Below are 24931 nucleotides of genomic sequence, written 5' to 3'. Positions count from 1 at the left end.
CGTCGGGCCGAAGGGGAGGAGCGCCCGTGACGAGGATCGACGATCTCGTGGTGGTCGGCGCGGGCCCGTACGGGCTGTCGATCGCCGCCCACGCGGCCGGTGCGGGGCTCGGCGTACGGCTGCTCGGGCGGCCCATGGCCTCCTGGCGCGACCACATGCCCGAGGGGATGTACCTGAAGTCGGAGCCCTGGTCCTCGAACCTCTCCGCGCCCGACGGCGGGCACACCCTGGCCGACTACTGCGCCACCCGCGGACTGCGCGCGGAACACGGCACTCCGCTGCCGATCGGCACGTTCAGCTCGTACGGGATGTGGTTCGCCCGGCACGCGGCGCCCGAGGTGGAGGAGGTGACCGTCACGGAGGTGACCCCCCAGGGCGACGGCTTTCGCGTGCGCACCGCCGAGGGGCCGCCGCTGCTCGCCCGTACGGTGGCCCTCGCGGTCGGGGTCATGCCGTTCGTGCACCTCCCCGAGGCCCTGCGGGGGCTTCCGCCCGGCCACTGCTCGCACAGCAGCGGCCACCGGGACCTGGCCCGGTTCGCCGGGCAGGAGGTCGCCGTGCTCGGGGCGGGGCAGGCGGCGCTGGAGACCGCCGCGCTGCTGGCCGAGCAGGGCGCCAGGCCGTGCCTGATCGCCCGGCGCTCCCGGCTGAACTGGAACACCGTGCCGCAGCCCCTGAGCCGGCCCGCGCTGCGTGCCCTGCGCGATCCGCACAGCGGCCTGGGCACGGGCTGGCGCAGCTGGGCGTGGTCGGAGCTGCCCTGGGCGGTGCGCAGGCTCCCCGCGCGGAGCCGGGAGCGGATCGCGGCGACCGCGCTGGGGCCGGCCGGTGCCTGGTGGCTGCGCGAGCGCTTCGAGCGGCGGGTGCCCGTGCTGCTCGGGCACGAACTGCGGCGGGCGGTGGCCGAGGGCGGGCGGACCAGGCTGGGCCTGACCGCCCGGTCCGGTGAACCGGTGGTCCTGGACACCGCGCACGTCATCGCGGCCACCGGTTTCACCCCGGACCTGGCCCGGCTGGAGCTGCTCGACGCGGGGCTGCGGGCCGCGCTGGTCACCGTGGGGAGGACCGGGACGCCGGAGCTCGGCCCCGGTTTCGAGTCCTCGTGGCCCGGGCTGTTCTTCGCGGGGCTGCTGACCGCTCCCTCATTCGGCCCTTCCATGCGATTCGTGCACGGTGCGGGCTTCACGGCGGGGAGACTGGTGAGAGGAGTCCGAAAGCGCCTCGGCGCCGGAGGCCCGTTGTCGGGCGTGCGGACGATCGCGCCCCGCCGGGCCGCCGCCGGGCTGCCGAGGACGTATCTGCGGTGAGTGACGGAACTGCGGGTGAGAGAGGTCTGCGATGAGCGCGGAGCGAGCACAGGGCCGTGGCTGGGTGCGGATCCCCGCCAGCCGCGGGGAACAGCCCGCGGCGGCCAGGGCCGCCGGGTACGACCCTGCCCGCGGGCCGGCCGGACCCCCGGCGCCGCCCTCGCACCGGGGGCCGTACGGATCCGGGTACGGGTCCGGGTACGCGTCCGGGTACGGGTCGGCGTACGGGGCCGGGTCCGGTCACCAGGCGGGGCAGGCACCCGACCACGCCACGATCTACCTCACCCTCGTCAAGCGCTGGCGGGAGGCCGGGCGCACTCTTCCGGGGCATCCTGACGAGGAGTGGGAGCGGCTCATCTCCCAGCCGTGCTGGCCCGTCCGTTAGGTGGTGTGAAGCGTGGCAGCGGCGGAGCAGGACGGATCCGCGCGGGACCGGCGGCCCGGCGGGGGCTCCCCGGCGACCGGGCCGGGGGAGCGGCTCGCGCTGAACGGCATGGGCAGCTTCGAGTGGGACCTGGACGCGGGGACGATGGTGCTCGACGAGGCGGGCATGGCCGTCTTCGACGTGGCGCCGGAGGAGTTCGACGGGACGCCGGAGGCGCTCGGACTGCGGATCCCGTCCGAGGACGCCGCCCGGCTGAACGAGAGCGTGGCCTCCGTCCTCGACGCCGGCGGGGACACGTACGGCGCGTACTTCACGGTGCACCGGCGCGACGGCGCCGACCAGTGGACCCACACCCAGGGCCGGGTGCTGCGCGACGCCGACGGGCGGGCGCACCGGATCGTGGGGATCGTCCGGGACGCCACGCCGGAGCTGGCCCACGCCACCCTGCTGCGCAAGCTGGAGTCGGCGCGCGCCCAGCAGACCACGATCGTGCAGCGGACCACCGAGGCCCTGTCGCGGGCGGTGACGGTCGACGACGTGACGGCCGCGCTGACCGGGGCCGGCGCCCTGGAACGGCTGGGCGCGGACGGGCTGGCGCTGGGGCTGGTCGAGGGCGCCTCCATCAAGATCATCGCGCTCAGCGGGGAGACGCTGGAGATCCTCAGCGAGCGCCAGTTCACCCGGCTGGACGGTTCCCTCCCGCTGTCGCAGGCGGTGCTCTCCCGGAAGGCACGTTTCGTCACCTCGCTCACCGAGCTCGGCGGCGAGTTCCCGCTGCTCTCGGAGTACCTGAACCGGATCCACTACGACGCGGCCGCCTACCTGCCGCTCATCGCGCAGGCCAAGGCCATCGGCGGGCTGGTCCTGTTCTACCGGCGGCGCAGCGAGTTCAGCCCCGAGGAACGCAACCTGTGCCTGGGCCTCGCGGGCATCGTGGCGCAGTCGCTCCAGCGGGCGCTCCTCTTCGACCAGGAGCGGGAGTTCGCCACCGGCCTGCAGGCCGCCATGCTGCCGCGCCGGATCCCCGAGATCACGGGCGGGGAGATCGCGGTCCGCTACCACTCCGCCTGGAGCGGGCGGGAGGTCGGCGGGGACTGGTACGACGTGATCGCGCTGCCCCGCGACCGCGTCGGCCTCGTCGTGGGCGACGTACAGGGCCACGACACGCACGCAGCGGCCATCATGGGCCAGCTGCGCATCGCCCTGCGGGCGTACGCGGGGGAGGGGCACCCGCCGTCCACGGTGCTGGCGCGGGCCTCGCGCTTCCTCGCCGAACTGGACACCGAACGCTTCGCGACCTGCATGTACGCGCAGGTGGACCTGGAGACCGGAGGCGTACGGGCGGTCCGCGCGGGCCACCTGGGCCCGCTGATCCGTCACACGGACGGCCGTACCGGCTGGCCCAACGTGCGCGGCGGCCTGCCGCTGGGGCTGGCCTCCGTCTTCGAACAGGAGGAGTTCCCCGAGACCCGGCTCGACCTGGTCCCCGGCGAGACCCTCGTGCTGTGCACCGACGGGCTCGTGGAGGAGCCCGGCACCGCCATCACCCAGGGCATGGAGGCCCTCGCGCACGCCGTGCGCAGCGGCCCGCAGGACGCCGGGGCGCTCGCGGACCACCTCTCCGACCGGCTCTGGGAGCGCTGGGGCTCCGGGGACGACGTGGCCCTGCTGGTGCTGCGCAGGGCCCCGGACCCGGGCACCCACCGGGCCCCGCGCATCCACCAGTACGTGCACCAGGCCGACCCCGAGGGCCTGTCGGAGGCCCGCTACGCGCTGCGGCAGGCCCTGCGCGACTGGGGCATGCCGGAGCTCGCCGACGACGTGGAGCTCGCGGCCGGGGAGCTGCTGGTCAACGCCCTGCTGCACACCGACGGCGGGGCGGTGCTGACCATGGAGGTGCTGCCCGAGCCGGTGCGCCGGATCCGGCTGTGGGTCAAGGACCGCTCCAGCGTGTGGCCGCGCCGGCGCTCCCCGGGCGAGGCGGCCACCACGGGACGCGGGCTGCTGCTGGTGGACGCGCTGGCCACGCACTGGGGCGTGGAGTCCCGGGGCGAGGGCAAGGCCGTGTGGTGCGAGTTCGACGCGAACGGCAGCCCCCGGAGCGTGGGGTGACCGGGCGGTCACGCCGAGTTGTGGGGCGTCGGGGCCGGGGTGATGATGCGGACCATGACAGCTTTTGTGTGCGACCGGCTCCGCGGGACCACGCCGTGCGCGGGCTGAGCAAGGGAGCGGTGACGGGCATCCTGGCCCTGATCCTCCTCGCCGCCGGGGTGCCGACGGTCGTGGACTGGACGACGGGACGGCCGCACGCGGACCCCGGGTGCCAGTCGGTGGCGTTCATGTCCATGACGGACGTCGCGCCGAAGTGCCGGTGACGGCGCCGCCGGCGAGCACGGGTGAGCGGCGGGCCGGGAAGGGCCGGGGCGCCCGGGTCGCGGTGGCGGCGGCCACCGCGACGGGCGGGCGCGTGCCACGGGCGGGTACCGCTCAGCGCTCCTCGTGGAACTCGACGTCCTGGGTGTCCTGGGCGACCGTGATGAGCGAGCGCGGCATCAGGCCCTGGAAGTGGACTTCCCGCAGCGTCGCGGTGACCGTCGCGTGGCCCGGGCGCACGCCCGCGAAGCGGCCCGGCGCGTGAGCCACCCAGCGGCGTTCCGTGCCGTCGCACACGGCCTGCTCGCCGCCGATGGTCAGTTGGCGCCCTTGCTCCTGCACGACGGTCGCGTTGATCTGCATCGCCCCCATGGGTGACACCTGCTCACAGCGGTAGGTGCCGGAAAGGGTGATGGCGCCGTCCCCGGCGATATGAGCGTCATGATGTACGGAAATACCCTGACCGAATACGGTGGCTTCGGCCGGGGCCGCGAATACGGTGCCGGCGGCCAGTGCGGAGAGGGCTGCCAGTGCCATTCGGCGGCAGGACATGCGCATTCTTCCTCCAGGGGGATGGGGGCGGCGGGAATCCGCCGGAACGCATTGTGCTGGCAGCCGGGTGTGCTCACTCGCTCCGCGCACTCGTGTCGGTGTGTGCAATTCCCCTTCGGGGCGCGTGAGACTGACCGGAATACGTCCCGAAGGGATTCCGAATGCGCCCGTCCCCCCGCCCCTTTGCCCGCCCCCTCCCCGTGCTCGCCGCCACCGCCCTCCTGCCGCTGCTCCTGCTCGGCGCCACGGCCTGCGACAGCGCTCCCGAGGGGGCGCTCGCCCCGGCCGCCGCGCCCGCGGTCCCGGTGGACGACGGGGTTCCGGGCGGCGCGGGGACATCCGCGGCGGCCGGGGTGAAGCGCGCCCATGTGGGTGACGCCCTACGGGTGCGCGGGCAGCGTCTCGGCCGCCACCTGGACGTCGTACTGGCCGCGTACGTGGACCCGGCGGTCAGTGTGCAGAAGGGCTTCGCCCCGGCTCCCGGGAAGCGGTGGGTGGCCGCCTCGATGTCGTTCGTCAACGTGGGAGGGGACTCGTACGGGGCGCTCGGACGCATGTGGGCGCACGACAGCGCGGGGCAGCGCCATCCGGTGGTGCCCGCCGGTGAACTGACGACGGGCAAAACGCTCGTCTTCGATTCTCTCGCGGTCGGTGAACGGGCCGAGGGATGGGTGGTGTTCGAAGTCCCGGAAAACGCGCGCATCGACCGCCTCCAGTACCAGGACGCGAACATCCGACCGAATTCCGGAGAGGGATTCTGGGCGGTCTAGCCCGCCCGGGTGAAAGGCCGTGAAATGCTCGGCGGCCGGACCACTAGGGTGCGGCGCATGACTTCTACTCAAGCCGAAATCGACCGGACCCAGCTCGGCACCCTTTCCGTGCTCGCCTGGATCGGCGACCCCTCCGAGGCGCACGACATCCCGTACCTCCTCGCCTACACCCTCGGTGACGGCCCGGGCGGCCGGGAAGCCGGGGAGACGGCGGCCCGCGGGCTGCTGGAGGAGATCGGCCTGCCCATCGGCGACGTCGTCATGGACGGCACCCGCAACCCGGCCGGCTTCCCGGTGCAGATCCTGCTGGAGGGCAACCAGATCGCGCTCACCCTGCCCGGGATGAACGCGCGCTGCACCGCCCCCGACGAGTGGGTCGCCGCGGCGGACGAGAGCGGACAGGCGTACTTCCTCTTCGCCACGCGGGCCTGGCCCGAGGCCGTCCCCGGTCAGCCGGTCACCCCGGAGACCCTCCAGGCGTTCGCGGGCGACGAGGCGGTGCTCACGGGCAGCGCCCACTGCGTCCTCTCGGTGCGCCGCCTGCAGAAGTAACCGCGCCGCAGCCGCACGGCACCGCGCTCCGGCCGCCGGGCTCCCAGCCTGCCCGGTGGCCGGCCCTTCCGGGGCCGCTCAGGGCCGCTCGAAGGCGAACTTGAGCGAACGGACCCGGTTGTCGAAGTTCGACCCCGCCAGATCGGGCAGGCCCACCGCGCGCAACCCGACCGGCCGGGTCAGCAACTCGTGGAAGAGGGCCCTCATCTCCACCCGGGCCAGGTGCGCGCCCAGGCAGAAGTGCGGGCCGCCGCCACCGAAGCCGAGGTGCGGATTGGGCGAGCGGGTGATGTCGAAGGCGTTCGGGTCGGGGAATACGGCCTCGTCCCGGTTGGCGGAGGCGTAGTACAGCACCACCTTGTCGCCGGGGCGGAACAGGTGCCCCTCCACGGTGTGTTCGGCCACCACTGTCCGGCGGAACTGGATGATCGGCGTCGAGTGGCGGATCATCTCCTCGACCGCGCCGTCCGCGTGCTTCTCGAAGTCCGAGAGCAGCAGGTCGCGTTGGTCCGGGTGGTCGGTGAGCAGCGTCAGCCCGTGGGTGATCGCGTTGCGGGTGGTCTCCACCCCGGCGACCATCAAGAGGGAGAAGAACGCGCCGAGTTGCCGGGCCCCGAGGGCCTGGCCGTCCACGTTCGCGCAGACCAGCGCCGAGATCAGGTCGTCGGTGGGATTCCTGCGGCGCTCGCGCCCGATGCCCGCCACCATCCGCTGCATGCGGGCGAGGGCGCGCAGGCCCCGGCCGGGCATCCGCAGCCGGGAGGCCAGGCCCCGCTCCACGCCGATGTTCTCGGAGGCGTGGTTGACGCGGTCGGCGATCTCGGGGCGGTAGCGATCCGGGATGCCCATCATGTTGCAGATGACTTCCAGGGGCAGCCGGGAGGCCACCGCCGAGACGAACTCGTCCGGCCGTCCGTCCAGTACGTCGTCCACGATGCGGGTCGCCACGGCGTGGATGTCCGCCTCCGCGGCCGCCAGCAGGCGGGGCGTGAAGGCCCGCTGCACGATCTTGCGGAGCTGGGCGTGGTCGGGGCCGTCCAGGTTGACCATCGAGTCCCCGAACAGGGCGCGGACCCAGCGGGCGGGCTCGGGGGTGGTCACGCCGGGGGCACTGGCGAACACCTTCGGGAGGCGGCTGGCCTCTTGCACGTGGGCGTGGCGGACGAGGGCCCAGTGCCCGGCCCCTTCGGGGACGAACACGGGGCCGCCGGCTTCTCTGAGCCGGGCGAACGCGGCGAGGCGCCGCGCCGGGGGTAGTTGCCAGAACCCTGGCTCGGCCAGTTCCCTGCCGGGGGCTCCGCCGGATCGCTGCGGGGGGAGTGTCATGGCCTGCCAACGCCGCGGGGGGTGCGGGGGTGACGGTCCGGCCGCCGCACCACTCCCGGGGCGCCGCGCAGCGGGAGCGGGCGGTCGGGTGCGGCGCCGCCGCTGGGGCTCCGCCCCAGACCCCGCTCCTCAAACGCCGGAGGGGCTGAAATTGCCCTGCGGGCAATCCAGTCGCGCCTGGCGGACCGCAGGAGCGAAAACCAGCCCCGCCGGCGTTTGAGGCGCCGCCGGAGGCAGATCCAGCCCCGTCGGCGATTGAGGCGCGGGGTACGGGGCGGAGTACCGGGAAGGTCAGTGGGGGGTGGCTTCCGGGCCGGACCTGGCGGCCAGGGTCAGGCCGACCGCGACCGTGGCCGCACAGGCCAGCCCCGCGTACAGCACCGCGTACGCGCCCGCCCACGTGCACACCAGGACGACGACCGCCGACACCGGGAGGGTCAGCTGCTGCGCCACGCCCCGCTTGAAGTGGCGGGAGTGCAGGAGCCAGACCATCAGGAGGAACCCCGCGCTCGGCACCGTCACGGCGGCATTCGCGGCCACCTGCGAGATGTGCGCCGCACCCACCGCGTGCTCGACCGCCACCTCGATGCCCGCCCCGATCGCCGCGCCCGAGGCGAAGATCAGCAGGTGGCCGTACCCCCACGGGATCGCCTCCCGGTTGGTGTTCAGCCGTTCGTGCATCGGCACCGCGAAGTAGATCCACCACGCCGCGAAGACGATCAGCAGCCCGCCGCCGGCGATCGGCAGCAGCAGGTCCAGCGCGTCGTGCTCGTCCAGCGCCGACTTGACCGCCACCGTCGCCGCCGCGATCGTCTCGCCCAGCACGATGATCGTGAACAGGCCGTACCGTTCCACGATGTGGTGCGCGTGCCAGGAGGTCTGGTGACTGCGCTCCGCGATCGGCGGGACCATCAGCTCGGCGACGACCAGGACCAGGAACAGCCACCGCTTGGCACCCTCCGGGGTGAACAGCAGCGCCACCCAGCCCGCCTGGCAGATCACCAGCCCGGCCGCGTACGACAGCGCGGACGTCCTCGCCGCGCCCTCTTCCCCGGCCGCCGCCCGCAGCCACTGCGCGGTCAGCGCGACGCGCATGATGATGTAGCCGATGACCGGGACCGTCCAGTCGTTCTCGTCGAAGGCCCGGCTCACCCCCGCCGCGTAGACCAGCACGCCGACGATCTGCACGAGGGTCGCGATCCGGTACGGGACGTCGTCGACGTCGTAGGCGGAGGCGAACCACGTGAAGTTCATCCATGCCCACCACACGCCGAAGAAGACGAAGAAGTAGCCGGTCACCCCCGCCACCGGGTGGCCCTCCGCCAGCGCGTGCACCAGCCGGGCGCCGGCCTGCGCGACCGCGACGACGAAGCAGAGGTCGAAGAACAGCTCCAGCGGGGTGGCCGCGCGGTGGAGCTCGTCGCGGCGGCGGGCGGTCATCGCTACGTAGGCCATACCGGCCAGAAGAGCAGACGCGAGCCCGTTCAGCAGGCCAGACGCGCAGCCCGCACCGCCCGTGTGCCCCGGGCGGACCGGTACCGCTCCAACACCAGCCGGGCCAGGCGCGGGTGGTCGGCCAGCGGCTCCGACACCGTCCACGCACCCTGGCCCGCGAGCGTGTGCGTGAAGCGGCCCGGGGCCAGCAGGTGCGCCGCGACGGCGATGCGGCGGTGCCCGGCGGCCTCCAGGGCGGCCAGCGCCCGAGGCACCGAGGGCCCGGCCGAGGTCAGGTACGCGGGGACCACCGGGACGGGGTCGGGGCCCGCGTCGGGATCGGACGCGAGCAGGGCGGCGAGCCGGGCCGCGCAGTCCTTCGTACCGGCGTTCCCGCCGGGCCGGGAGGATCCCGCGCCCGCCACGACCACGGCGTCGGCCCGCGTGTAGGGGCCCCGGCGGCGCTCCGCGTCGCGCAGCCGGCTCAGCAGGGCCAGGGCGACGCCGGGCTCGCCGCCGAAGCCCTCGGTGAGGACGCAGCCGGTGCCTTCGAGGACCGCGGGGAGGTCGACGCGGCGGTGGTAGCCGTCGCCGAGCAGCAGCGGGACGACCACGGCGCGCGGGTGCGCCCGTACGACGTCGGCGAGGGACGGGGACTGCACGTCCAGGTGGCCGACGACCGGGCGGATCCCGCTCAGCGCCTCGACGGCGGAAACGAGGCGCCCGATGGTCGCGGCGGCGGCCGGGACGGCGCTGCCGTGCACGGCGAGTACGAGCATGGGCGTGCCCCTTCGCTTCGCGTGGCGGACGGTGGGGGTCCCGCCGGGACGCCCTCCCGGCGGGACGCCTTCCACGCTAGTCGCGGCCACGGCCGGTGGCGGGGTGGCGAAGGTCCCCGTCCCGCGGGCCGCACGTCCCCTCCGGAACGGGGCGCCGGCCCCCCGCTCCGAGGCCTTTCTCCGCAGCTCGGCGCCGTGGAGCGGACCTACCGTCGAAGGTGGAACGCCGGTACGGAACCGCACGCATCGCACGCACACGGAGTGAGAACCATGGCGCAGACGCTCGTTGTCATCGGCCACGGCATGGTGGGGCACCGCCTGCTGGAGGCGCTCGCCGAGCGGGACGCCCTCGCCGACCCCACCCGGCCGGGGGATTCCGGCTGGGGCGTGACCGTGCTCGCCGAGGAGGAACGGCCCGCCTACGACCGCGTGCACCTCTCCGCCGCGTTCACCGGTTCCACGGGCGAGGACCTCTCGCTGGTCGAGCCCGGCTTCCTGGAGCGGTACGGCGTCGACCTGCGCCTCGGCGACCCGGCCGAGCGGATCGACACCGACGCCCGTACGGTCACCAGCCGGTCGGGGGCGGTCATCGGCTACGACGCCCTGGTGCTGGCGACCGGCTCCTACCCGTTCGTGCCGCCGGTCGAGGGAGCGGACGCCACCGGCTGCTTCACGTACCGGACGCTCGCCGACGTGGAGGCGCTGACCTCGTACGCCGCTCGCTCCCGCACCGGTGTGGTGATCGGCGGCGGGCTGCTCGGACTGGAGGCGGCGGGCGCGCTGCGCACCCTCGGACTGACCACGCACGTCGTGGAGTTCGCGCCCCGGCTGATGCCGCTCCAGGTGGACGACGGCGGCGCGGCGGCGCTGCGGGCCACCATCGAATCCATCGGCGTCGCCGTGCACACGGGCGTGGGCGCCGCCGGCGTCGGGACGGACGCGGACGGCCGCGCGGTCGACCTGCGGCTGACCGACGGCAGCCGGATCAGCGCCGACGTCGTGGTCTTCTCGGCCGGTGTGCGCCCGCGCGACCGCCTGGCCCGCGAGTGCGGGCTCGCGGTCGGCGACCGGGGCGGAGTGGTCGTCGACGCGCACTGCCGTACGAGCGACCCGTACGTCTACGCGGTCGGCGAGTGCGCGCAAGCCGTGGACGGCCGGGTGTACGGCCTGGTCGCGCCGGGCTACCAGATGGCGGAGACGGTCGCCGAGGCCCTGGCGGGCGCGGGCGAGTCGACCTTCACCGGCGCGGACACCTCCACCAAGCTCAAGCTGATGGGCGCCGACGTGGCCTCCTTCGGCGACCCCTTCGTGCCGGAGGGCCGGGGCGGAGCCGTCTCGGTGGTCTTCTCCGACGCGCGCGAGGGCGTGTACAAGAAGCTGCTGCTCGGCCCCGACGGGGCACTCCTCGGCGGGATCCTGGTCGGGGACGCCCAGGCGTACGGGTCGCTGAAGCCGCACGCGGGTCGGGTGCTGCCCGCCCCGCCGGAGGCCTTCATCCTGCCCCCGTCCGAGGGCGCGGCCCTACCGGGCGCGGACGCCCTGCCCGACGACGCGGTGGTGTGCTCCTGCCACAACGTCACCAAGGCGCGGGTCCGCGAGGCCGTCGTCGCCGAGTCGCTCACCGACATCGGCGGCATCAAGAAGTGCACCAAGGCGGGCACCGGCTGCGGCGGCTGCCTCGGCACCCTGCAGTCCGTCCTGGACGCGGAACTGGCGGCGGCCGGCATCGAGAAACCGCGCGGGTTGTGCGAGCACTTCACGCTGACCCGCGCCGAGGTGTACGAGAAGATCCGCACCGAGCGCATCCGCGGTTTCGGCGAGCTCATGGAGGCCTACGGGGAGGGCGGTGAGGGCTGCGCCGTCTGCAAGCCGGTCGTGGCCAACGTACTGGGCAGCCTCGCCCCCGACCTGGGCCTCGGCCACATCCTGGAGGGCGAGCAGGCGGCGCTGCAGGACTCCAACGACCTCTTCCTCGCCAACCTGCAGAAGGACGGCACCTATTCGGTCGTCCCGAGGGTGGTGGGCGGCGAGATCACCCCCGAGCAGATCATCGAACTGGGCGAGGTGGCCCGCGACTACGGCCTCTACACGAAGATCACCGGGGCTCAGCGGATCGGGCTGTACGGCGTCCGCAAGGAGCAACTTCCGGACATCTGGCGGCGGCTGGGCGGCGCCGGCTTCGAGTCCGGGCAGGCGTACGGGAAGTCCCTGCGCGCGGTGAAGTCGTGCGTCGGCGCCCGCTTCTGCCGGTTCGGGCAGGGTGACTCGATCCGGCTCGCCATCGACCTGGAGCTGCGCTACCGGGGGCTGCGCACCCCGCACAAGTTCAAGGGCGGGGTCTCGGGGTGCCTGCGCGAGTGCGCGGAGGCGCGGGGCAAGGACGTCGGCGTCATCGCCACGGCCAACGGCTGGAACCTGTACGTCGCCGGCAACGGCGGTGCCGTGCCGCGCCACGCGGACCTGCTCGCCTCCGACCTGACCTCGGGCGAACTCCTCGCCCTGGTGGACCGGTTCCTCATGTACTACATCCGCACCGGGGAGCGGCTGGAGCGTACGGCGGCCTGGATCGAGCGGCTGGACGGCGGCCTGGAGCACCTGAAGGCCGTCCTCGTCGAGGACTCGCTGGGCATCTGCGCGGAGCTGGAGGCGCAGATGGAGCGGCACGTCGCCGGATACCAGGACGAGTGGCAGGCGGTCCTGGAGGACCCGGCGGCGCTGGAGCGCTTCGGCACGGTGGACTTCGGCACGGCCGCGCAGAGTCTCGAGCCGGGGCGCGGACGCACCGCCGTCCTGGCGGACGGCACCGAGGCAGCGGTCTTCAAGGACCGCGCGGGCGAGGTGTACGCGGTCGGCAACCGGGATCCCTTCTCGGGCGCGGACGTGATCGCGAACGGGATCATGGGCTCGCTGGGCGGGGTCCCCGTCGTGGCGTCCCCGATGCACAAGCAGGTCTTCGACCTGCGGACGGGCGTCTGCCTGGACGATCCGGAGGTCTCCCTCCCGGTCCACGCACTGGACTGACCGACCAACGCACTGTGGGCGGCGGGACCTTGTCCTGTCGCCCACAGTGCGTTCTCCTCTGCCGCGAGGCGCCCGCGGAAACGGAACCTGGATAGGCAAGGACAACCCTCGACACCTGAGGACGAAGCCATGAGTTCCGCCACGCAGGAAGCGGTACGGCCGCGGCTCGCCGATCCGGCGCAGTACCGTCCCGGCCGCACGATCACCGACTGGACGCCGGAGGACCCGTCCTTCTGGCGGACCACCGGGAAGAAGGTCGCCACGCGCAACCTGTGGATCGCCGTACCGGCCCTGCTGGTGGCCTTCGTGGTCTGGCAGGTCTGGAGCATCACGGCGACGAACCTGAAGGACGTCGGCTTCGGCTTCAGCCAGTCCCAGCTGTTCTGGCTCACCGCCGTCCCCGGCATCACCGGCGGAACGGCCCGGATCCTCTACACCTTCCTGGGCCCGATGATCGGCCAGCGCCGCTTCACCGCGCTCTCGACCGTCGTGCTGATCGTGCCGCTGCTGTGGCTGGGCTTCGCGGTGCAGGACCCGTCGACCTCGTACACGACGATGGTCGCGATCGCCGCGCTGTGCGGCATCGGCGGCGCGAACTTCTCCTCCTCGCTCGCCAACATCGGCTTCTTCTACCCGAAGCAGGAGAAGGGCAACGCGACCGGGATCAACGGCGGCCTGGGCAACCTGGGCGTCTCCGTCGTCCAGCTCCTCACCCCCATCCTGATCACCTCCTCGGTCCTCGCGATCGGCGCGGGCCAGAAGAAGGCGAACGGCTCCGAGATCTACCTCCAGAACGCGGCCTTCGTATGGGTCCCGGTGCTGGTCGTGCTCGCCGCGTTGGCCTGGTTCGGGCAGAACGACCTGAAGGTGGCCTCCACCCCCTTCAGCCAGCAGAAGATCATCTTCAAGCGCAAGCACAACTGGCTGATGACCTGGCTCTACGTCGGCACGTTCGGCTCCTTCATCGGCTTCGCGGCGGCGCTGCCGCTGCTCATCAAGACCACCTTCCCCGCGTACTCGGTGGCCACCTACGCCTGGATGGGCCCGGCCCTGGGCGCGCTGGCCCGCTGGGCGGGCGGCTGGATCGCGGACAAGCTGGGCGGCGCGCGGGTGACGATCCTGTCCTTCGTGGGCATGGCGGCCTCGATCATCGGCGTGATCACCTTCCTTCCCTCGGGCTCGGGCACCGGTTCCTTCTACGGCTTCTTCTTCTGCTTCCTGTCGGCGTTCTTCTTCTCGGGCATCGGCAACGGCTCGACCTTCCGGCAGATCCCGGTCATCTTCCGGGGGCAGCACCTGAAGGGCCTGACGGAGGGCACCCCGCAGTACGCGGCCGCGCTGAAGCAGGCCGAGATCGAGTCGGGTGCGGTGACGGGCTTCACCGCCGCCATCGCCGCCTACGGCTTCTTCTTCATCCCGGCGATGTTCGCCAACTTCGCCGTGACGAGCGCGATGTGGGGCTTCGTGGCCTTCTACGCCTCCTGCGTGGTCGTGGCCTGGTGGTTCTACGCCCGCAAGGGCGCGGAGGCCCCCAGCTAGGCCTCTTCCCCGGCCAGGCCCCTTCCCCGGCGGGGTCGGAATCGCCTTCGGGCGCGTTCCGGCCCCGTTCGGCGTTTCCGCGACGACTGCGTTGTTCCGAAGAAATTCTTGTGAAAGTTTTCACAAGCGCACGACGGACCTTCGACCTACTCGAAATGCCAGGTCAGACCTACCGAGGAGGGTGGGGAGCGGGTGAGCGCGGGACCTTCGGGCCCCAGCTCGGGACCAACGCGGAGGCAAATGATCGATCAAAAGGCGTGCAATGGATACAAGCAATGAGGCGACCGGGAAGGAGCGGGCGATGACTGCCACCCCTGCGGAGATGACGAGGAACGGCGAGGCCTGGGAGGGTTTCAAGGGCGGACTGTGGCGCGATGCCATCGACGTCCGCGACTTCATCCAGCAGAACTACACGCCCTACGAGGGTGACGACTCCTTCCTCGCCGGTCCCACCGAGCGGACCACCGCCGTGTGGAAGTCGATCACCGACAAGTTCCCGGAGGAGCGCGAGAAGGGCGTCTACGACATCGCCCACGACATCCCGTCGACGATCACCGCGCACGCTCCCGGTTGGATCGACCGCGACAAGGACCTGATCGTCGGCCTCCAGACGGACGCCCCGCTCAAGCGCGCGATCATGCCCTACGGCGGCTGGCGCATGGTCGCCGGCGCCCTGGAGACCTACGGCTACCCGGTCTCCCCGGAGCTGGAGAAGGTCTTCACGGAGTGGCGCAAGACCCACAACGCCGGCGTCTTTGACGCCTACACCCCCGAGATCCGCGCCGCCCGCAAGGCCGGCGTCGTGACCGGCCTGCCGGACGCCTACGGCCGCGGCCGCATCATCGGCGACTACCGCCGCGTGGCCCTCTACGGTGTCGACCGCCTGATCTCCTCCAAGAAGGAGGAGAAGGAGGAGCTGAACTCCCTGACGGCCGACGGCCGTTCCCTGGAGGAGACGATCCGGCTGCGCGAGGAGCTCTCCGAGCAGATCCGCGCGCTCGCCGAACTCAAGGCGATGGCCGCCTCCTACGGCCACGACATCTCCGGCCCGGCCACCACCGGCCGCGAGGCCATCCAGTGGCTGTACTTCGCCTACCTGGCCGCCGTGAAGGAGCAGAACGGCGCGGCCATGTCGCTCGGCCGCACCTCCACCTTCATCGACGTCTACCTCCAGCGCGACCTCGACGCCGGCCGCCTCACCGAGGAGCAGGCCCAGGAACTCGTCGACGACTTCATCATCAAGCTCCGCATCGTCCGCTTCCTGCGCACCCCGGAGTACGACGAGCTGTTCTCCGGCGACCCGACCTGGGTCACCGAGTCGATCGCCGGCATGGGCGAGGACGGTCGCCCGCTGGTCACCAAGTCCTCCTTCCGCTACCTCCAGACCCTCTACAACCTGGGACCCGCCCCCGAGCCGAACATGACGGTCTTCTGGTCGCCGCAGCTCCCGCAGGGCTTCAAGGAGTTCTGCGCCCGCGTCTCGATCGACACCTCCTCGGTGCAGTACGAGTCCGACGAGCTGATGCGTCCGCGCTTCGGCGACGACACCGCCATCGCCTGCTGCGTCTCGGCGATGCCGGTCGGCAAGCAGATGCAGTTCTTCGGCGCCCGCGTGAACCTCGCCAAGACCCTCCTCTACGCGATCAACGGCGGCCGCGACGAGAAGTCGGGCGTCCAGGTCGGCCCGTCCACCGGCGCCGTCACCGCCGAGGTGCTGGACTACGACGAGGTCATGGCCAAGTTCGACGAGCAGATGGAATGGCTCGCCTCCACCTACGTCCACGCCCTGAACGTCATCCACTACATGCACGACAGGTACGCCTACGAGCGCATCGAGATGGCCCTCCACGACCGCGACGTGCGGCGCACCATGGCCTGCGGCATCGCCGGCCTCTCGGTCGCGGCCGACTCGCTGTCCGCCATCAAGTACGCGAAGGTCTCCGCCGTGCGCGACGAGACGGGGCTCGCCACCGACTACGTGATCGAGGGCGACTACCCGGCGTACGGCAACAACGACGACCGCGTCGACTCCATCGCCGTGTGGCTGGTCGAGGAGTTCATGAAGAAGGTGCGGGGGCACTCGACCTACCGGGACGCCGAGCACACCCAGTCCGTACTGACGATCACCTCGAACGTGGTCTACGGCAAGAAGACCGGCAACACCCCGGACGGACGCCGCGCCGGAGAGCCGTTCTCCCCGGGCGCCAACCCGATGAACGGCCGTGACACCCACGGCTACGTCACCTCGGCACTGTCGGTCGCCAAGCTCCCCTACGAGGACGCCGAGGACGGCATCTCGCTGACCAACACCGTCACCCCCGACGGCCTGGGCCGCACCCCCGAGGAGCGGATCAAGAACCTGGCGGGCGTACTCGACGGCTACATGGCGGTCGACGGCTTCCACATGAACGTGAACGTGCTGAACCGCGACACGCTCATGGACGCCATGGAGCACCCGGAGAACTACCCGCAGCTGACCATCCGCGTCAGCGGCTACGCGGTGAACTTCGTCCGCCTCACGCGGGACCAGCAGCTCGACGTGCTGAACCGCACCTTCCACGGCTCGCTGTAAGGAGCCCCTCCCCGGACCGCGCGGCCCGGGGCCGGGCCCTCACCCCGGCCCCGGGGCCGCGCACCCACCTCTGGAGCACCTGCCATGACCGTCCTCTTCGGTACGAGCATCCCCGTCGGCCCCGCGACCGCCGTCGCCGTCAGCGCCGGGCAGACCCCGGCCGCCGCCGCGACGCAGCGGCCCAGCGAGGGTTCCGTGCACTCCTGGGACCTCTCCACCGGGGTGGACGGCCCCGGGACCCGGTTCGTCACCTTCCTGTCCGGGTGCCCGCTGACCTGCCTGTACTGCCACAACCCCGACACCATGAAGATGCGGGCCGGCAAGCGCACCTCGGCCGACGACGTCATCGCCGAGGCCCGCAAGTACACCCGGTTCATCGCCGCCGCGGGCGGCGGGGCCACCATCTCCGGCGGTGAGCCGCTGCTCCAGCCCGTCTTCGCGGGCGAGCTGCTGCACCGGATGAAGCACGACCTCGGCCTGCACACCGCCCTCGACACCTCGGGCTTCCTCGGGGCCCGCGCCACCGACGCGCTGCTGCGCGACGTGGACCTGGTCCTGCTCGACATCAAGTCCTGGGACCGCGAGACCTACCGGCATGTCACCGGCCGCCCGCTGGAGCCCACCCTGGACTTCGCCCGCCGCCTCGCCGGCCTCGGCAAGGAGGTGCACCTGCGGTTCGTGCTGGTGCCCGGGCTGACCGACGCCCGCGAGAACGTCGAGGGCGTCGCCGCCTTCGCCGCCACCCTCGGCAACGTCTCACGGGTCGACGTCCTGCCCTTCCACAAGCTGGGGGAGAGCAAGTGGGAAGCCCTGGGCGCGGAGTTCACCCTGCACGACACCCCCTCGCCCACGCCGGACCAGGTGGCCGCGGCCAAGGCCGTCTTCACCGCTCACGGACTGGCAGCCGTCTAACCCGTTCAGCCCAATCAGAAATACCCCATAGCGGGCTGAAACGGTACAGACCACTTAGCGTGGTGCTGTGTCCGAGCCCACTGAAGTCCTTGACCAGGCCCCGCCGCCGGAGCCGCCGGCCCAGCCGCCCCAGAGCCCACAGCCGGCCGGCAAGTCCGTCGCCGTACGGGCCACCGTGGCCGGCACCGTCGTCTCGCTGCTGCTCATCGCCGCGATCGTGCTCGGCAGCCGCCTCCTGCGCGACTTCGACTCGGCGCTGCTGCCGTACGCCGTCGCCACCGTGTTCCTCGCCTTCGGCGTGGCCTACCGGTACACCGTGTGGGTCTCCGCACCCGGCGCGCGCCGCCTCTTCAAGAAGGGGTTCGGCAGCTTCTTCTCCGCGGAGAACTTCCGCAAGGCTCCCACCGCACTGCCGAAGATGATCGCCACCTACCTGGGCTTCCAGAAGTTCCTCGGCGCCCGCTCGCGCGCCCGCTGGGCCGCCCACCAGCTCATCTTCTGGGGCTGCGTCCTGGCGGCGCTCATCACCTTCCCGCTCACCTGGGGCTGGTTCACCTTCACCTCGGACAGCGGCTCCGGACCGGGCTACGAGATGCGGATCTGGGGGTTCAAGGTCCTCGGCTTCGACTCGCTGAACATCCTGGGCTGGCTGATGTTCCACGGCCTGGACATCGCCGCGGTCCTCGTCATCCCGGGCGCCTCGTACTTCCTGTGGCGACGGATGAAGGACCGGGGCGCCATCACCGGACAGCGGTTCGCCTACGACCTGCTGCCGCTGATCTGCCTGATCGTGATCTCCGTGACGGGGCTGCTGCTGACCTTCTCGTCGATCTTCCTGCACGGCGGCGGCTACGAGTTCCTGGCCATCCTGCACATGGTGTCGGTGGTGTTCACCCTCATCTACATCCCGTTCGGGAAGTTCTTCCACATCGTCCAGCGCCCCGCCGCCGTCGGCATGCAGCTGTTCAAGTACACGGCCCGCCAGGACGACCAGGTCTTCGCCTGCAAGCGTTGCGGGGAGCCCATCGACACCGCCCCGTACGTGGAGAACCTGCGCGGCACGATGCGGGACCTGAAGCTCGACTTCGACTCCTGGGCCGAATACTGCCCGCGCTGCAAGCGGGTCCTGCGCGGCAACGCCTATCTGAACGACGTCAAGAAAGGCTTCAAGTGACCGCGACGGACCCCGCCCGGACCGCCCCGCTGCCCATCGACCCCTCCATCGCCCCGCCCGGCACCCGCAACTTCCGCGACGCGGGCGGCATCCCCGCCGACCAGTGGCACGCCGACCAGAACGGCGAGACCCTCGTCCCCACCCACTGCTGCTTCTGCGGCGTGCAGTGCGGGATGTACCTGCGCGTGGACCGGGGCGGCAAGGTCTTCGGCGTCGAGCCCCGCAACCACGACATCAACCGGATGCGGCTGTGCCCCAAGGGCATCAACGCCTACCAGCAGGTCAACCACCCCGACCGGCTGACGAGTCCGCTGCTGCGCCGCTCCCGGGACGAGGAGTTCAGGGAGGTCTCCTGGGACGAGGCACTCGACTTCACCGTCTCCGAGATCCGCCGCATCCAGGGCGCCCACGGCAACGACGCCTTCGGCCTGCTCGGCGGCGCCAGCCTCTACTCCGAGAAGACCTACCTGGTCGGCAAGTTCGCCCGGGTCGCCCTCAAGACCCGGCACGTCGACTACAACGGCCGCCTGTGCATGGTCAGTGCCGCCGGCGCCAACAAGCTGTCCTTCGGCATCGACCGGGCCGCCAACCCCTTCTCCGACATCCTCCTCACCGACTGCCTGCTGATCGCGGGGTCGAACGTGGGGGAGTGCTTCCCCGTGATGACCCAGTACCTGTGGGGCGCCCGGGACCGAGGCGCCTCGCTGATCGTGGTCGATCCGCGCGAGACGGCCATCGCCCGCACCGCCGACGTCCACGTCGCCCTCAAGCCCGGCACCGACTCCGCGTTCTTCAACGCCGTCCTGCACGTGGTCGTCGCCGAGGGACTGACCGACGAGGCGTACCTCGCCGCCCACACCACCGGCTGGGACGAGGTCAAGAAGACCGTCCAGGACTACCCGCCCGCCCGCTCCGCCGCGATCTGCGGGGTCCCCGAGGAGCAGATCCTCCAGGTGGCCCGCATGTTCGGCGGCGCGGAGAAGGCCATGGCCTTCCACGCGCGAGGGGTCGAGCACCACTCGCAGGGCGTCGAGAACTGCCTGTCGATCATCAACCTGTGCGTGGCCACCGGGAACCTAGGCAAGCCCGGAGCCGGCTACGGAACCATCACCGGCCAGGGCAACGGCCAGGGCGGCCGCGAGCACGGCCAGAAGGCGGACCTGCTGCCCGGCGGCCGCTCCATCATGAACGAGGAGCACCGCCGGCAGATCTGCCGGATCTGGGGCATCGAGGAATCCGAACTCCCGCCCGCCGGCACCTCCATGATGGAGATGGTCTGGCAGATGCAGCGGCAGGAGATCCGCGGCCTGATCGGCATCTGCAACAACCCCTTCGTCTCCCTCCCCAACTACGGCGCGGTCAAAGAGGGCTACGACCGCCTCGAATTCCACGCCCAGTTCGACTTCTTCCTCTCCGAGACCGCGGCCAACGCACACGTGGTCTTCCCCGTCACCGTGTGGGCCGAGGACGAGGGCGTCATGGCCAACACCGAGGCCCGCGTCGTCAAGCACAACAAGGCACAGGAACCGCCCGCCGGGGTGCGCACCGACACCTGGGTGATGTGCGAACTCGCACGGCGCCTCGGCGCCGGCGACAAGTTCGACTTCGCGGGCTCCCGCGAGGTGTTCGAGGAGCTGCGCATCGCCTCCGCCGGCACGGTCAACGACTACTACGGCATCACCTACGAACGCCTGGAGGAGACCGGCGGCATCATGTGGCCCTGCCCCGCCACCGACCACCCGGGCACCCCCCGGCTGTTCGAGGGCGGCAAGACCTTCCACCCCGACGGGAAGGTCCACATGCAGGTCGTCGAGTGGCACGCGCCGATGGATCCCTACACCGAGGAGTTCCCCCTCTCCCTCACCACCGGCCGTACCGTCGCCCACTTCCTCTCCGGCAACCAGACCCGACGCCTGGGCGCCCTCGTCGAGCAGACCCCGCGCCCCTGGGTGGAGGTCCACCCCTCGCACGGCTTCAAGAACGGCGACCCGGTCAGGGTGGTCACCCGCCGCGGCAGCGAGGTCTTCCCGGCCCTGGTCACCGAGGCCATCCGGCCGGACACCGTCTTCATCCCCTACCACTGGCCCGTGCCGACGGCCGCGAACGCCCTGACCATCGACGCCCTCGACCCCCGCTCGAAGATCCCGGAGTTCAAGGTCTGCGCCGCCCGCGTCGAGGCCGGCGAAAAGGTCGACGAAGTGCCCGCGCCGCCCACGGCCCCGGGCCGCGAGGCCTATCCGGAGACCCAGGTCTCCCGCACCGACCCCCTGCCGCCCACGTCCCCGCAGGGCCGTGGCACGGCGGAGAGGAGCTGACCCGCCATGATGGGCCGCACGATCTTCATCGACCCGGGTCGCTGCATCGGCTGCCAGGCCTGCGTCTCCGCCTGCCGCGAATGCGACTCCCACCGCGGCAAGTCGATGATCCACCTGGACTACACCGATCCCGGCATGTCCGTCGCCTCCCTCCCGACCGTCTGCATGCACTGCGAAGACCCGGTCGCGCCCTGCGCCGAGGTCTGCCCCGCCGACGCGATCCTGGTGACCGCCGACGGAGTGGTCCAGCAGGCCGACACCACCCGCTGCATCGGCTGCGCCAACTGCGTCAACGCCTGCCCCTTCGGCGTCCCGAAGATCGACCTCCAGGCGAAGCTGCAGATGAAGTGCAACCTCTGCTACGACCGCACCGCCTACGGCCTGGCCCCCATGTGCGCCACCGTCTGCCCCACCGGAGCCCTCTTCTACGGAACCCTCGAAGAGCTCCAGACCGAGCGGCCCGGCGTGCAGGTCGCCGACTCCTTCGTCTTCGGAGACGTGGTGGTATCCACCGGCGTGGCGATGGTCGTACCCGCCGACAAGGTGCAGTGGCCCGTCCCCGGGGGTCTGCCCATCGTGGAGATCAATGGAGTGGACATGCGCGAAGCGCATTCGAATGAGGGTGGCGGCGGGCGACGGGTGGGGGGAGTGGACGTCCGATGAGTCTCACCGAACAGCCCCCTCCGGCCTCCACCCCGGGACCGGACCCCGACGGGGACGCCGCCGCGGAGCAGCTGCGCGACCGGATCAGCGCCGACTCCCTCACCACCCGCCGCGACTACCTGCGGATCGTCGCCACCGTCTCCGGCGGCCTGGCCGTCGGCGGTGTCGGCGTCGCCGCCGGCATCCTGCACCGGCACGGCGACAGCGAGAAGCTGCCCGAGCCCAAGAAGGTCACCGACGTACTGGCGCCCGGCCGGTCCGTGGCCTTCCGCTTCCCCGGCGACGAGGACCGGGCCGTCGCCGTGCGGCTCGCCGACGGCACCCTCGTCGGCTACTCCGCCGTCTGCACCCACCTGGCCTGCGCCGTGCTCTGGCGCGAGGACCGCGGACCCGAAGGGGAGCTGTACTGCCCCTGCCACGAAGGCGTCTTCGACGCGCGCACCGGCGAGGTGACCGCGGGCCCGCCGCCGCGCCCGCTCCCCAGGGTCTTCCTGACCGAGCAGGCGGACGGCAGCGTCTGGGCCATCGGCACGGCCCGGTCGGGAGAGCCGGCCAAGGACGCCCTCTGCCGGCAGTTCGGCGATTCCCACCCCGAGTTCTCGCAGCAACTGCGCTGCCCGGGATCGGACCACGCCGCCGAGCCCGAGAGGAAACGCACATGAGCGCCCCGCAGATCCCCCCGCGCCCGGAGTACCACCCGGGCAGCGCCCAGCCCCGGCTGAACCGGCCGGTCCACGAGCGGTATCCGCAGATCCGCTCCACCAGCGGCTACGGAGACCCGCGGATCCGCCACACGGGCCCCGGCCCGGGAGCCGGCACCGAGCAGGAGCCGGAGCGGTCCTCGAAGCTCAACGCCCGTCTGGCCCTGGCCCTCACCGTGGTCATCGGACAGCTCTGGGCGCTGACCGTGACCGTCAACGAGTGGATGAAGGGAAACACCGGAACGGCTTGGTGGGGGGCGGGATTCCTGATCCTGTCCTTCCTCGTCGTCCTCGGATTGTGGCTCCTCGACCCCAAGGACCGATGACCATGTCCATGCCCACGCCCACCCCGCCCGCGGTGCGCTCGCACCGCGCCGAGACCTACAAGCCCGGCGCCACCATCGGCGACTGGCGGCCGGAGGACGACGCCTTCTGGCAGTCCACCGGGCACAGGGTCGCCCAGCGCAACCTCTGGGTCTCCATCCCCGCGCTGATGCTCGGCTTCGTGGTCTGGCAGGTCTGGTCGGTGACCGTCGTCAAGCTGAACGACGTCGGCTTCGGCTTCTCCAAGTCGCAGCTGTTCTGGCTGACCGCCATCCCCGGGATCACCGGCGGTACCTTCCGGATCCTGTACACCTTCATCGGGCCGATCTTCGGCGAGCGGAAGTTCACCGCCTTCAGCACGTTGATCCTGGTCGTGCCGATGCTGTGGCTCGGCTTCGCGCTCCAGGACAACGGCACCCCGTACTGGGAGCTGGCGCTGATCGCCGCCGTCTGCGGCATCGGCGGCGCGAACTTCGCCTCCTCCATGGCCAACATCGGCTTCTTCTTCCCCAAGCGGGAGAAGGGCAGCGCCAACGGCCTCAACGGCGGGCTCGGCAACCTCGGTGTGAGCGTGGTCCAGCTCGTGGCTCCGCTGGTGGTCACCGCGGCCGTGCTGGGCGCCCCGGCGGGCGGCCCGCAGCACGACGCGAAGAACGACACGGACATCTGGCTGCAGAACGGCGCCTTCCTGTGGGTGCCGCTGTTGGTGATCATGACGGTGCTCGCCTGGTTCCTGATGAACGACCTCAAGGTGGCCGCGGCGCCCTTCAGCCAGCAGAAGATCATCTTCAAGCGCAAGCACAACTGGCTGATGACCTGGCTCTACGTCGGCACCTTCGGCTCCTTCATCGGCTTCGCCGCCGGCCTGCCCCTCCTGATCAAGAACAACTTCGAGTCGCAGGGCTACCAGGCGACCACCTACGCCTGGATCGGCCCCTTCATCGGCGCGCTCATGCGCTGGGCGGGAGGCCGGCTCGCCGACAGGATCGGCGGCGCGAAGGTCACCATGCTGTCGTTCCTCGGGATGGCCGCCGCCCTGATCGTGGTGATCTTCGCGCTGCCCTCGGGCGGCGACCAGGGCAGCTTCTGGGCCTTCTTCATCGGCTTCCTCGTGGCCTTCGCCTTCTCCGGCCTCGGCAACGGATCGACCTTCCGGCAGATCCCGGTGATCTTCCGGGACCAGCACATGCGCGAGGCCGAGGGCAAGGGCCCCGAGGCGCAGGCGGCAGCGCTGAAGCAGTCCGAGATGGAGGCGGGCGCCGTCACCGGCTTCTCCTCCGCCATCGCCGCCTACGGCTTCTTCTTCATCCCCGCGATGTTCGCGGCGATGGCCGTCACCAACGCGTTGTGGATCTTCATCGGTTTCTACGCCACGTGCCTGGCGGTGTGCTGGTGGTTCTACGCCCGCAAGGGCGCCGAGGCCCCCAGCTGAGCGGAGCGGGCGCCGGGGGCGGCCGTACCCTGGAGGCATGAGCACCTCCGCCGCCCCCGACCCGCATCCCGAGCCCGCCGCGAAGCCGGAGACCGAGCCCAAGCCCAAGCCCAAGCCCAGGCTGGTCTTCGACGATCCCCTGGACCAGCAGTCCTCGGACGACACCGACCGCGGCTGGGGCGAGCGGCCGCCCGCCGGCGGGAGCGCGGCCGACCTGGCCCGCTTCCTCGACGAGAAGCCCCCGCACCACATCTGAGCCGGCGGATCCGTCAGAACGCGTCGCGCGACCCCGGAGCAACGGTGGAGCCGTTGGCACTGCCGCTCCGCTGGGCGACCAGGTTGTCCCGGATCTCCTTGAGGACCTCCAGCTCGGTGATCTCCATCGTCTCCTGGACACCCTCCCGGGCCTTGCGGCGCTGCTCCTGCTTGGCGAGGTACTTCGCCATCGGCAGGACCATCAGGAAGTACACGACCGCCGCGGTGATCACGAAGGTCAGCGTGGCGTTCAGCACCGAACCCCAGAGGATCTCGATGCCCGTGGGCTGTCCGTCCGGACCGGGTTGGCAGGGCTCCTTGATGCAGGTCTTGTAGCCCTCCAGGCTCTTCGTGCCGACCGCGCCCACGACCGGGCCGATGATTCCCTTGACGATCGAGTTCACGATGTTCGTGAACGCCGCGCCGATGACCACGGCGACCGCCAGGTCGACCACGTTGCCGCGCATCAGGAAGGCCTTGAAGCCCGCCAGGACGCTCTCCTTCTTCTTCTCGCCCACCACTGAGCCTTTCTTCGAATCTGCCGA

At 71.5% G+C, this 24931-nt stretch carries 22 protein-coding genes; 17 read left to right on the top strand and 5 right to left on the bottom strand.

Features of this window, described 5'->3' with window-relative positions; all coding sequences use genetic code 11:
• The first annotated feature begins 35 nt into the window (after positions 1–35).
• From ACIQ5Y_RS34705 to ACIQ5Y_RS34690, 4 genes are all read left to right on the top strand, one after another.
• Complete coding sequence (locus tag ACIQ5Y_RS34705; RefSeq protein WP_403889846.1) at positions 36–1307, top strand: NAD(P)-binding domain-containing protein; 1272 nt, start codon at positions 36–38, stop codon at positions 1305–1307.
• A 31-nt stretch (positions 1308–1338) separates the two neighbouring features.
• Positions 1339–1692 (top strand): hypothetical protein, encoded by a 354-nt coding sequence (locus ACIQ5Y_RS34700; RefSeq protein ID WP_403889765.1) that lies wholly within the window; start codon positions 1339–1341, stop codon positions 1690–1692.
• Positions 1693–1704: 12 nt separating this feature from the next.
• Positions 1705–3804: a SpoIIE family protein phosphatase gene (locus ACIQ5Y_RS34695; RefSeq protein ID WP_403889762.1), complete on the top strand. Its 2100-nt coding sequence runs from the start codon at positions 1705–1707 to the stop codon at positions 3802–3804.
• Positions 3805–3872: 68 nt separating this feature from the next.
• Complete coding sequence (locus ACIQ5Y_RS34690) at positions 3873–4067, top strand: hypothetical protein (protein ID WP_403889759.1); 195 nt, start codon at positions 3873–3875, stop codon at positions 4065–4067.
• A 112-nt stretch (positions 4068–4179) separates the two neighbouring features.
• On the opposite strand, the gene ACIQ5Y_RS34685 is transcribed toward ACIQ5Y_RS34690, so the two are convergent.
• The gene (locus ACIQ5Y_RS34685; protein ID WP_403889756.1) at positions 4180–4602 is read right to left on the bottom strand and encodes a DUF6299 family protein; all 423 of its coding nucleotides are present in this window, start codon (positions 4600–4602) and stop codon (positions 4180–4182) included.
• A gap of 176 nt (positions 4603–4778) precedes the next feature.
• On the opposite strand from ACIQ5Y_RS34685, the gene ACIQ5Y_RS34680 reads away from it, so the two are divergent.
• Together ACIQ5Y_RS34680 and ACIQ5Y_RS34675 are read left to right on the top strand one after the other, a co-directional pair.
• Positions 4779–5387, top strand: a complete 609-nt coding sequence (locus tag ACIQ5Y_RS34680; protein ID WP_403889753.1) for a hypothetical protein — start codon at positions 4779–4781, stop codon at positions 5385–5387.
• Between the two features lie 57 nt (positions 5388–5444).
• Positions 5445–5939 carry a DUF5949 family protein gene (locus tag ACIQ5Y_RS34675; protein WP_403889750.1) on the top strand — a complete coding sequence of 165 codons (495 nt, stop codon included), beginning with the start codon at positions 5445–5447 and terminating at the stop codon, positions 5937–5939.
• A gap of 78 nt (positions 5940–6017) precedes the next feature.
• Here ACIQ5Y_RS34675 and ACIQ5Y_RS34670 read toward each other — a convergent pair whose 3' ends face one another.
• The 3 genes from ACIQ5Y_RS34670 to ACIQ5Y_RS34660 all read right to left on the bottom strand — a co-directional run bounded on the left by ACIQ5Y_RS34670 (position 6018) and on the right by ACIQ5Y_RS34660 (position 9478).
• A complete protein-coding gene (locus tag ACIQ5Y_RS34670; protein WP_403889747.1) occupies positions 6018–7265 on the bottom strand; it encodes a cytochrome P450 in 1248 nt (415 codons plus the stop codon).
• Between the two features lie 291 nt (positions 7266–7556).
• Positions 7557–8720 (bottom strand): low temperature requirement protein A, encoded by a 1164-nt coding sequence (locus ACIQ5Y_RS34665; RefSeq protein WP_403889744.1) that lies wholly within the window; start codon positions 8718–8720, stop codon positions 7557–7559.
• Between the two features lie 29 nt (positions 8721–8749).
• Entirely contained in the window at positions 8750–9478 is a 729-nt protein-coding gene (locus ACIQ5Y_RS34660; RefSeq protein ID WP_403889741.1) for a sirohydrochlorin chelatase, read from the bottom strand.
• A gap of 270 nt (positions 9479–9748) precedes the next feature.
• Here ACIQ5Y_RS34660 and nirB point away from each other — a divergent pair, with 270 nt between their 5' ends.
• From nirB to ACIQ5Y_RS34605, 11 genes are all read left to right on the top strand, one after another.
• Entirely contained in the window at positions 9749–12499 is a 2751-nt protein-coding gene (nirB, locus tag ACIQ5Y_RS34655; RefSeq protein ID WP_403889738.1) for a nitrite reductase large subunit NirB, read from the top strand.
• Positions 12500–12628: 129 nt separating this feature from the next.
• The gene (locus ACIQ5Y_RS34650) at positions 12629–14038 is read left to right on the top strand and encodes a NarK family nitrate/nitrite MFS transporter (RefSeq protein WP_403889735.1); all 1410 of its coding nucleotides are present in this window, start codon (positions 12629–12631) and stop codon (positions 14036–14038) included.
• A 301-nt stretch (positions 14039–14339) separates the two neighbouring features.
• Positions 14340–16610: a formate C-acetyltransferase gene (gene pflB / locus ACIQ5Y_RS34645; RefSeq protein WP_403889732.1), complete on the top strand. Its 2271-nt coding sequence runs from the start codon at positions 14340–14342 to the stop codon at positions 16608–16610.
• 84 nt (positions 16611–16694) lie between these two features.
• Positions 16695–17522, top strand: coding sequence for a pyruvate formate-lyase-activating protein (gene pflA / locus ACIQ5Y_RS34640; RefSeq protein WP_403889729.1), 828 nt, complete (start codon positions 16695–16697; stop codon positions 17520–17522).
• Positions 17523–17589: 67 nt separating this feature from the next.
• Positions 17590–18696 carry an MFS transporter gene (locus ACIQ5Y_RS34635; protein WP_403889726.1) on the top strand — a complete coding sequence of 369 codons (1107 nt, stop codon included), beginning with the start codon at positions 17590–17592 and terminating at the stop codon, positions 18694–18696.
• Positions 18693–21011: a molybdopterin oxidoreductase family protein gene (locus ACIQ5Y_RS34630; RefSeq protein ID WP_403889723.1), complete on the top strand. Its 2319-nt coding sequence runs from the start codon at positions 18693–18695 to the stop codon at positions 21009–21011. Before ACIQ5Y_RS34635 ends, ACIQ5Y_RS34630 begins: the two co-directional genes overlap by 4 nt.
• Before the next feature lie 6 nt (positions 21012–21017).
• Entirely contained in the window at positions 21018–21674 is a 657-nt protein-coding gene (locus ACIQ5Y_RS34625; RefSeq protein WP_403889720.1) for a 4Fe-4S dicluster domain-containing protein, read from the top strand.
• Complete coding sequence (locus tag ACIQ5Y_RS34620; RefSeq protein ID WP_403889717.1) at positions 21671–22336, top strand: Rieske (2Fe-2S) protein; 666 nt, start codon at positions 21671–21673, stop codon at positions 22334–22336. Before ACIQ5Y_RS34625 ends, ACIQ5Y_RS34620 begins: the two co-directional genes overlap by 4 nt.
• A complete protein-coding gene (locus tag ACIQ5Y_RS34615; RefSeq protein WP_403889714.1) occupies positions 22333–22701 on the top strand; it encodes a hypothetical protein in 369 nt (122 codons plus the stop codon). Before ACIQ5Y_RS34620 ends, ACIQ5Y_RS34615 begins: the two co-directional genes overlap by 4 nt.
• Before the next feature lie 2 nt (positions 22702–22703).
• A complete protein-coding gene (locus ACIQ5Y_RS34610) occupies positions 22704–24131 on the top strand; it encodes a NarK family nitrate/nitrite MFS transporter (protein WP_403889711.1) in 1428 nt (475 codons plus the stop codon).
• Positions 24132–24168: 37 nt separating this feature from the next.
• On the top strand, positions 24169–24387 hold the full coding sequence (locus tag ACIQ5Y_RS34605) for a hypothetical protein (RefSeq protein ID WP_403889708.1): 219 nt from the start codon (positions 24169–24171) through the stop codon (positions 24385–24387).
• A 13-nt stretch (positions 24388–24400) separates the two neighbouring features.
• On the opposite strand, the gene mscL is transcribed toward ACIQ5Y_RS34605, so the two are convergent.
• Positions 24401–24904: a large conductance mechanosensitive channel protein MscL gene (gene mscL / locus ACIQ5Y_RS34600; protein WP_403889705.1), complete on the bottom strand. Its 504-nt coding sequence runs from the start codon at positions 24902–24904 to the stop codon at positions 24401–24403.
• Between the last annotated feature and the right edge of the window lie 27 nt (positions 24905–24931).

This window comes from Streptomyces sp. NPDC096339 (assembly GCF_044762985.1).
GTDB lineage: Bacteria > Actinomycetota > Actinomycetes > Streptomycetales > Streptomycetaceae > Streptomyces.
The sequence above is the reverse complement of the archived record's forward strand: the minus strand, read 5'-3'. Positions and strand labels throughout refer to the sequence as shown.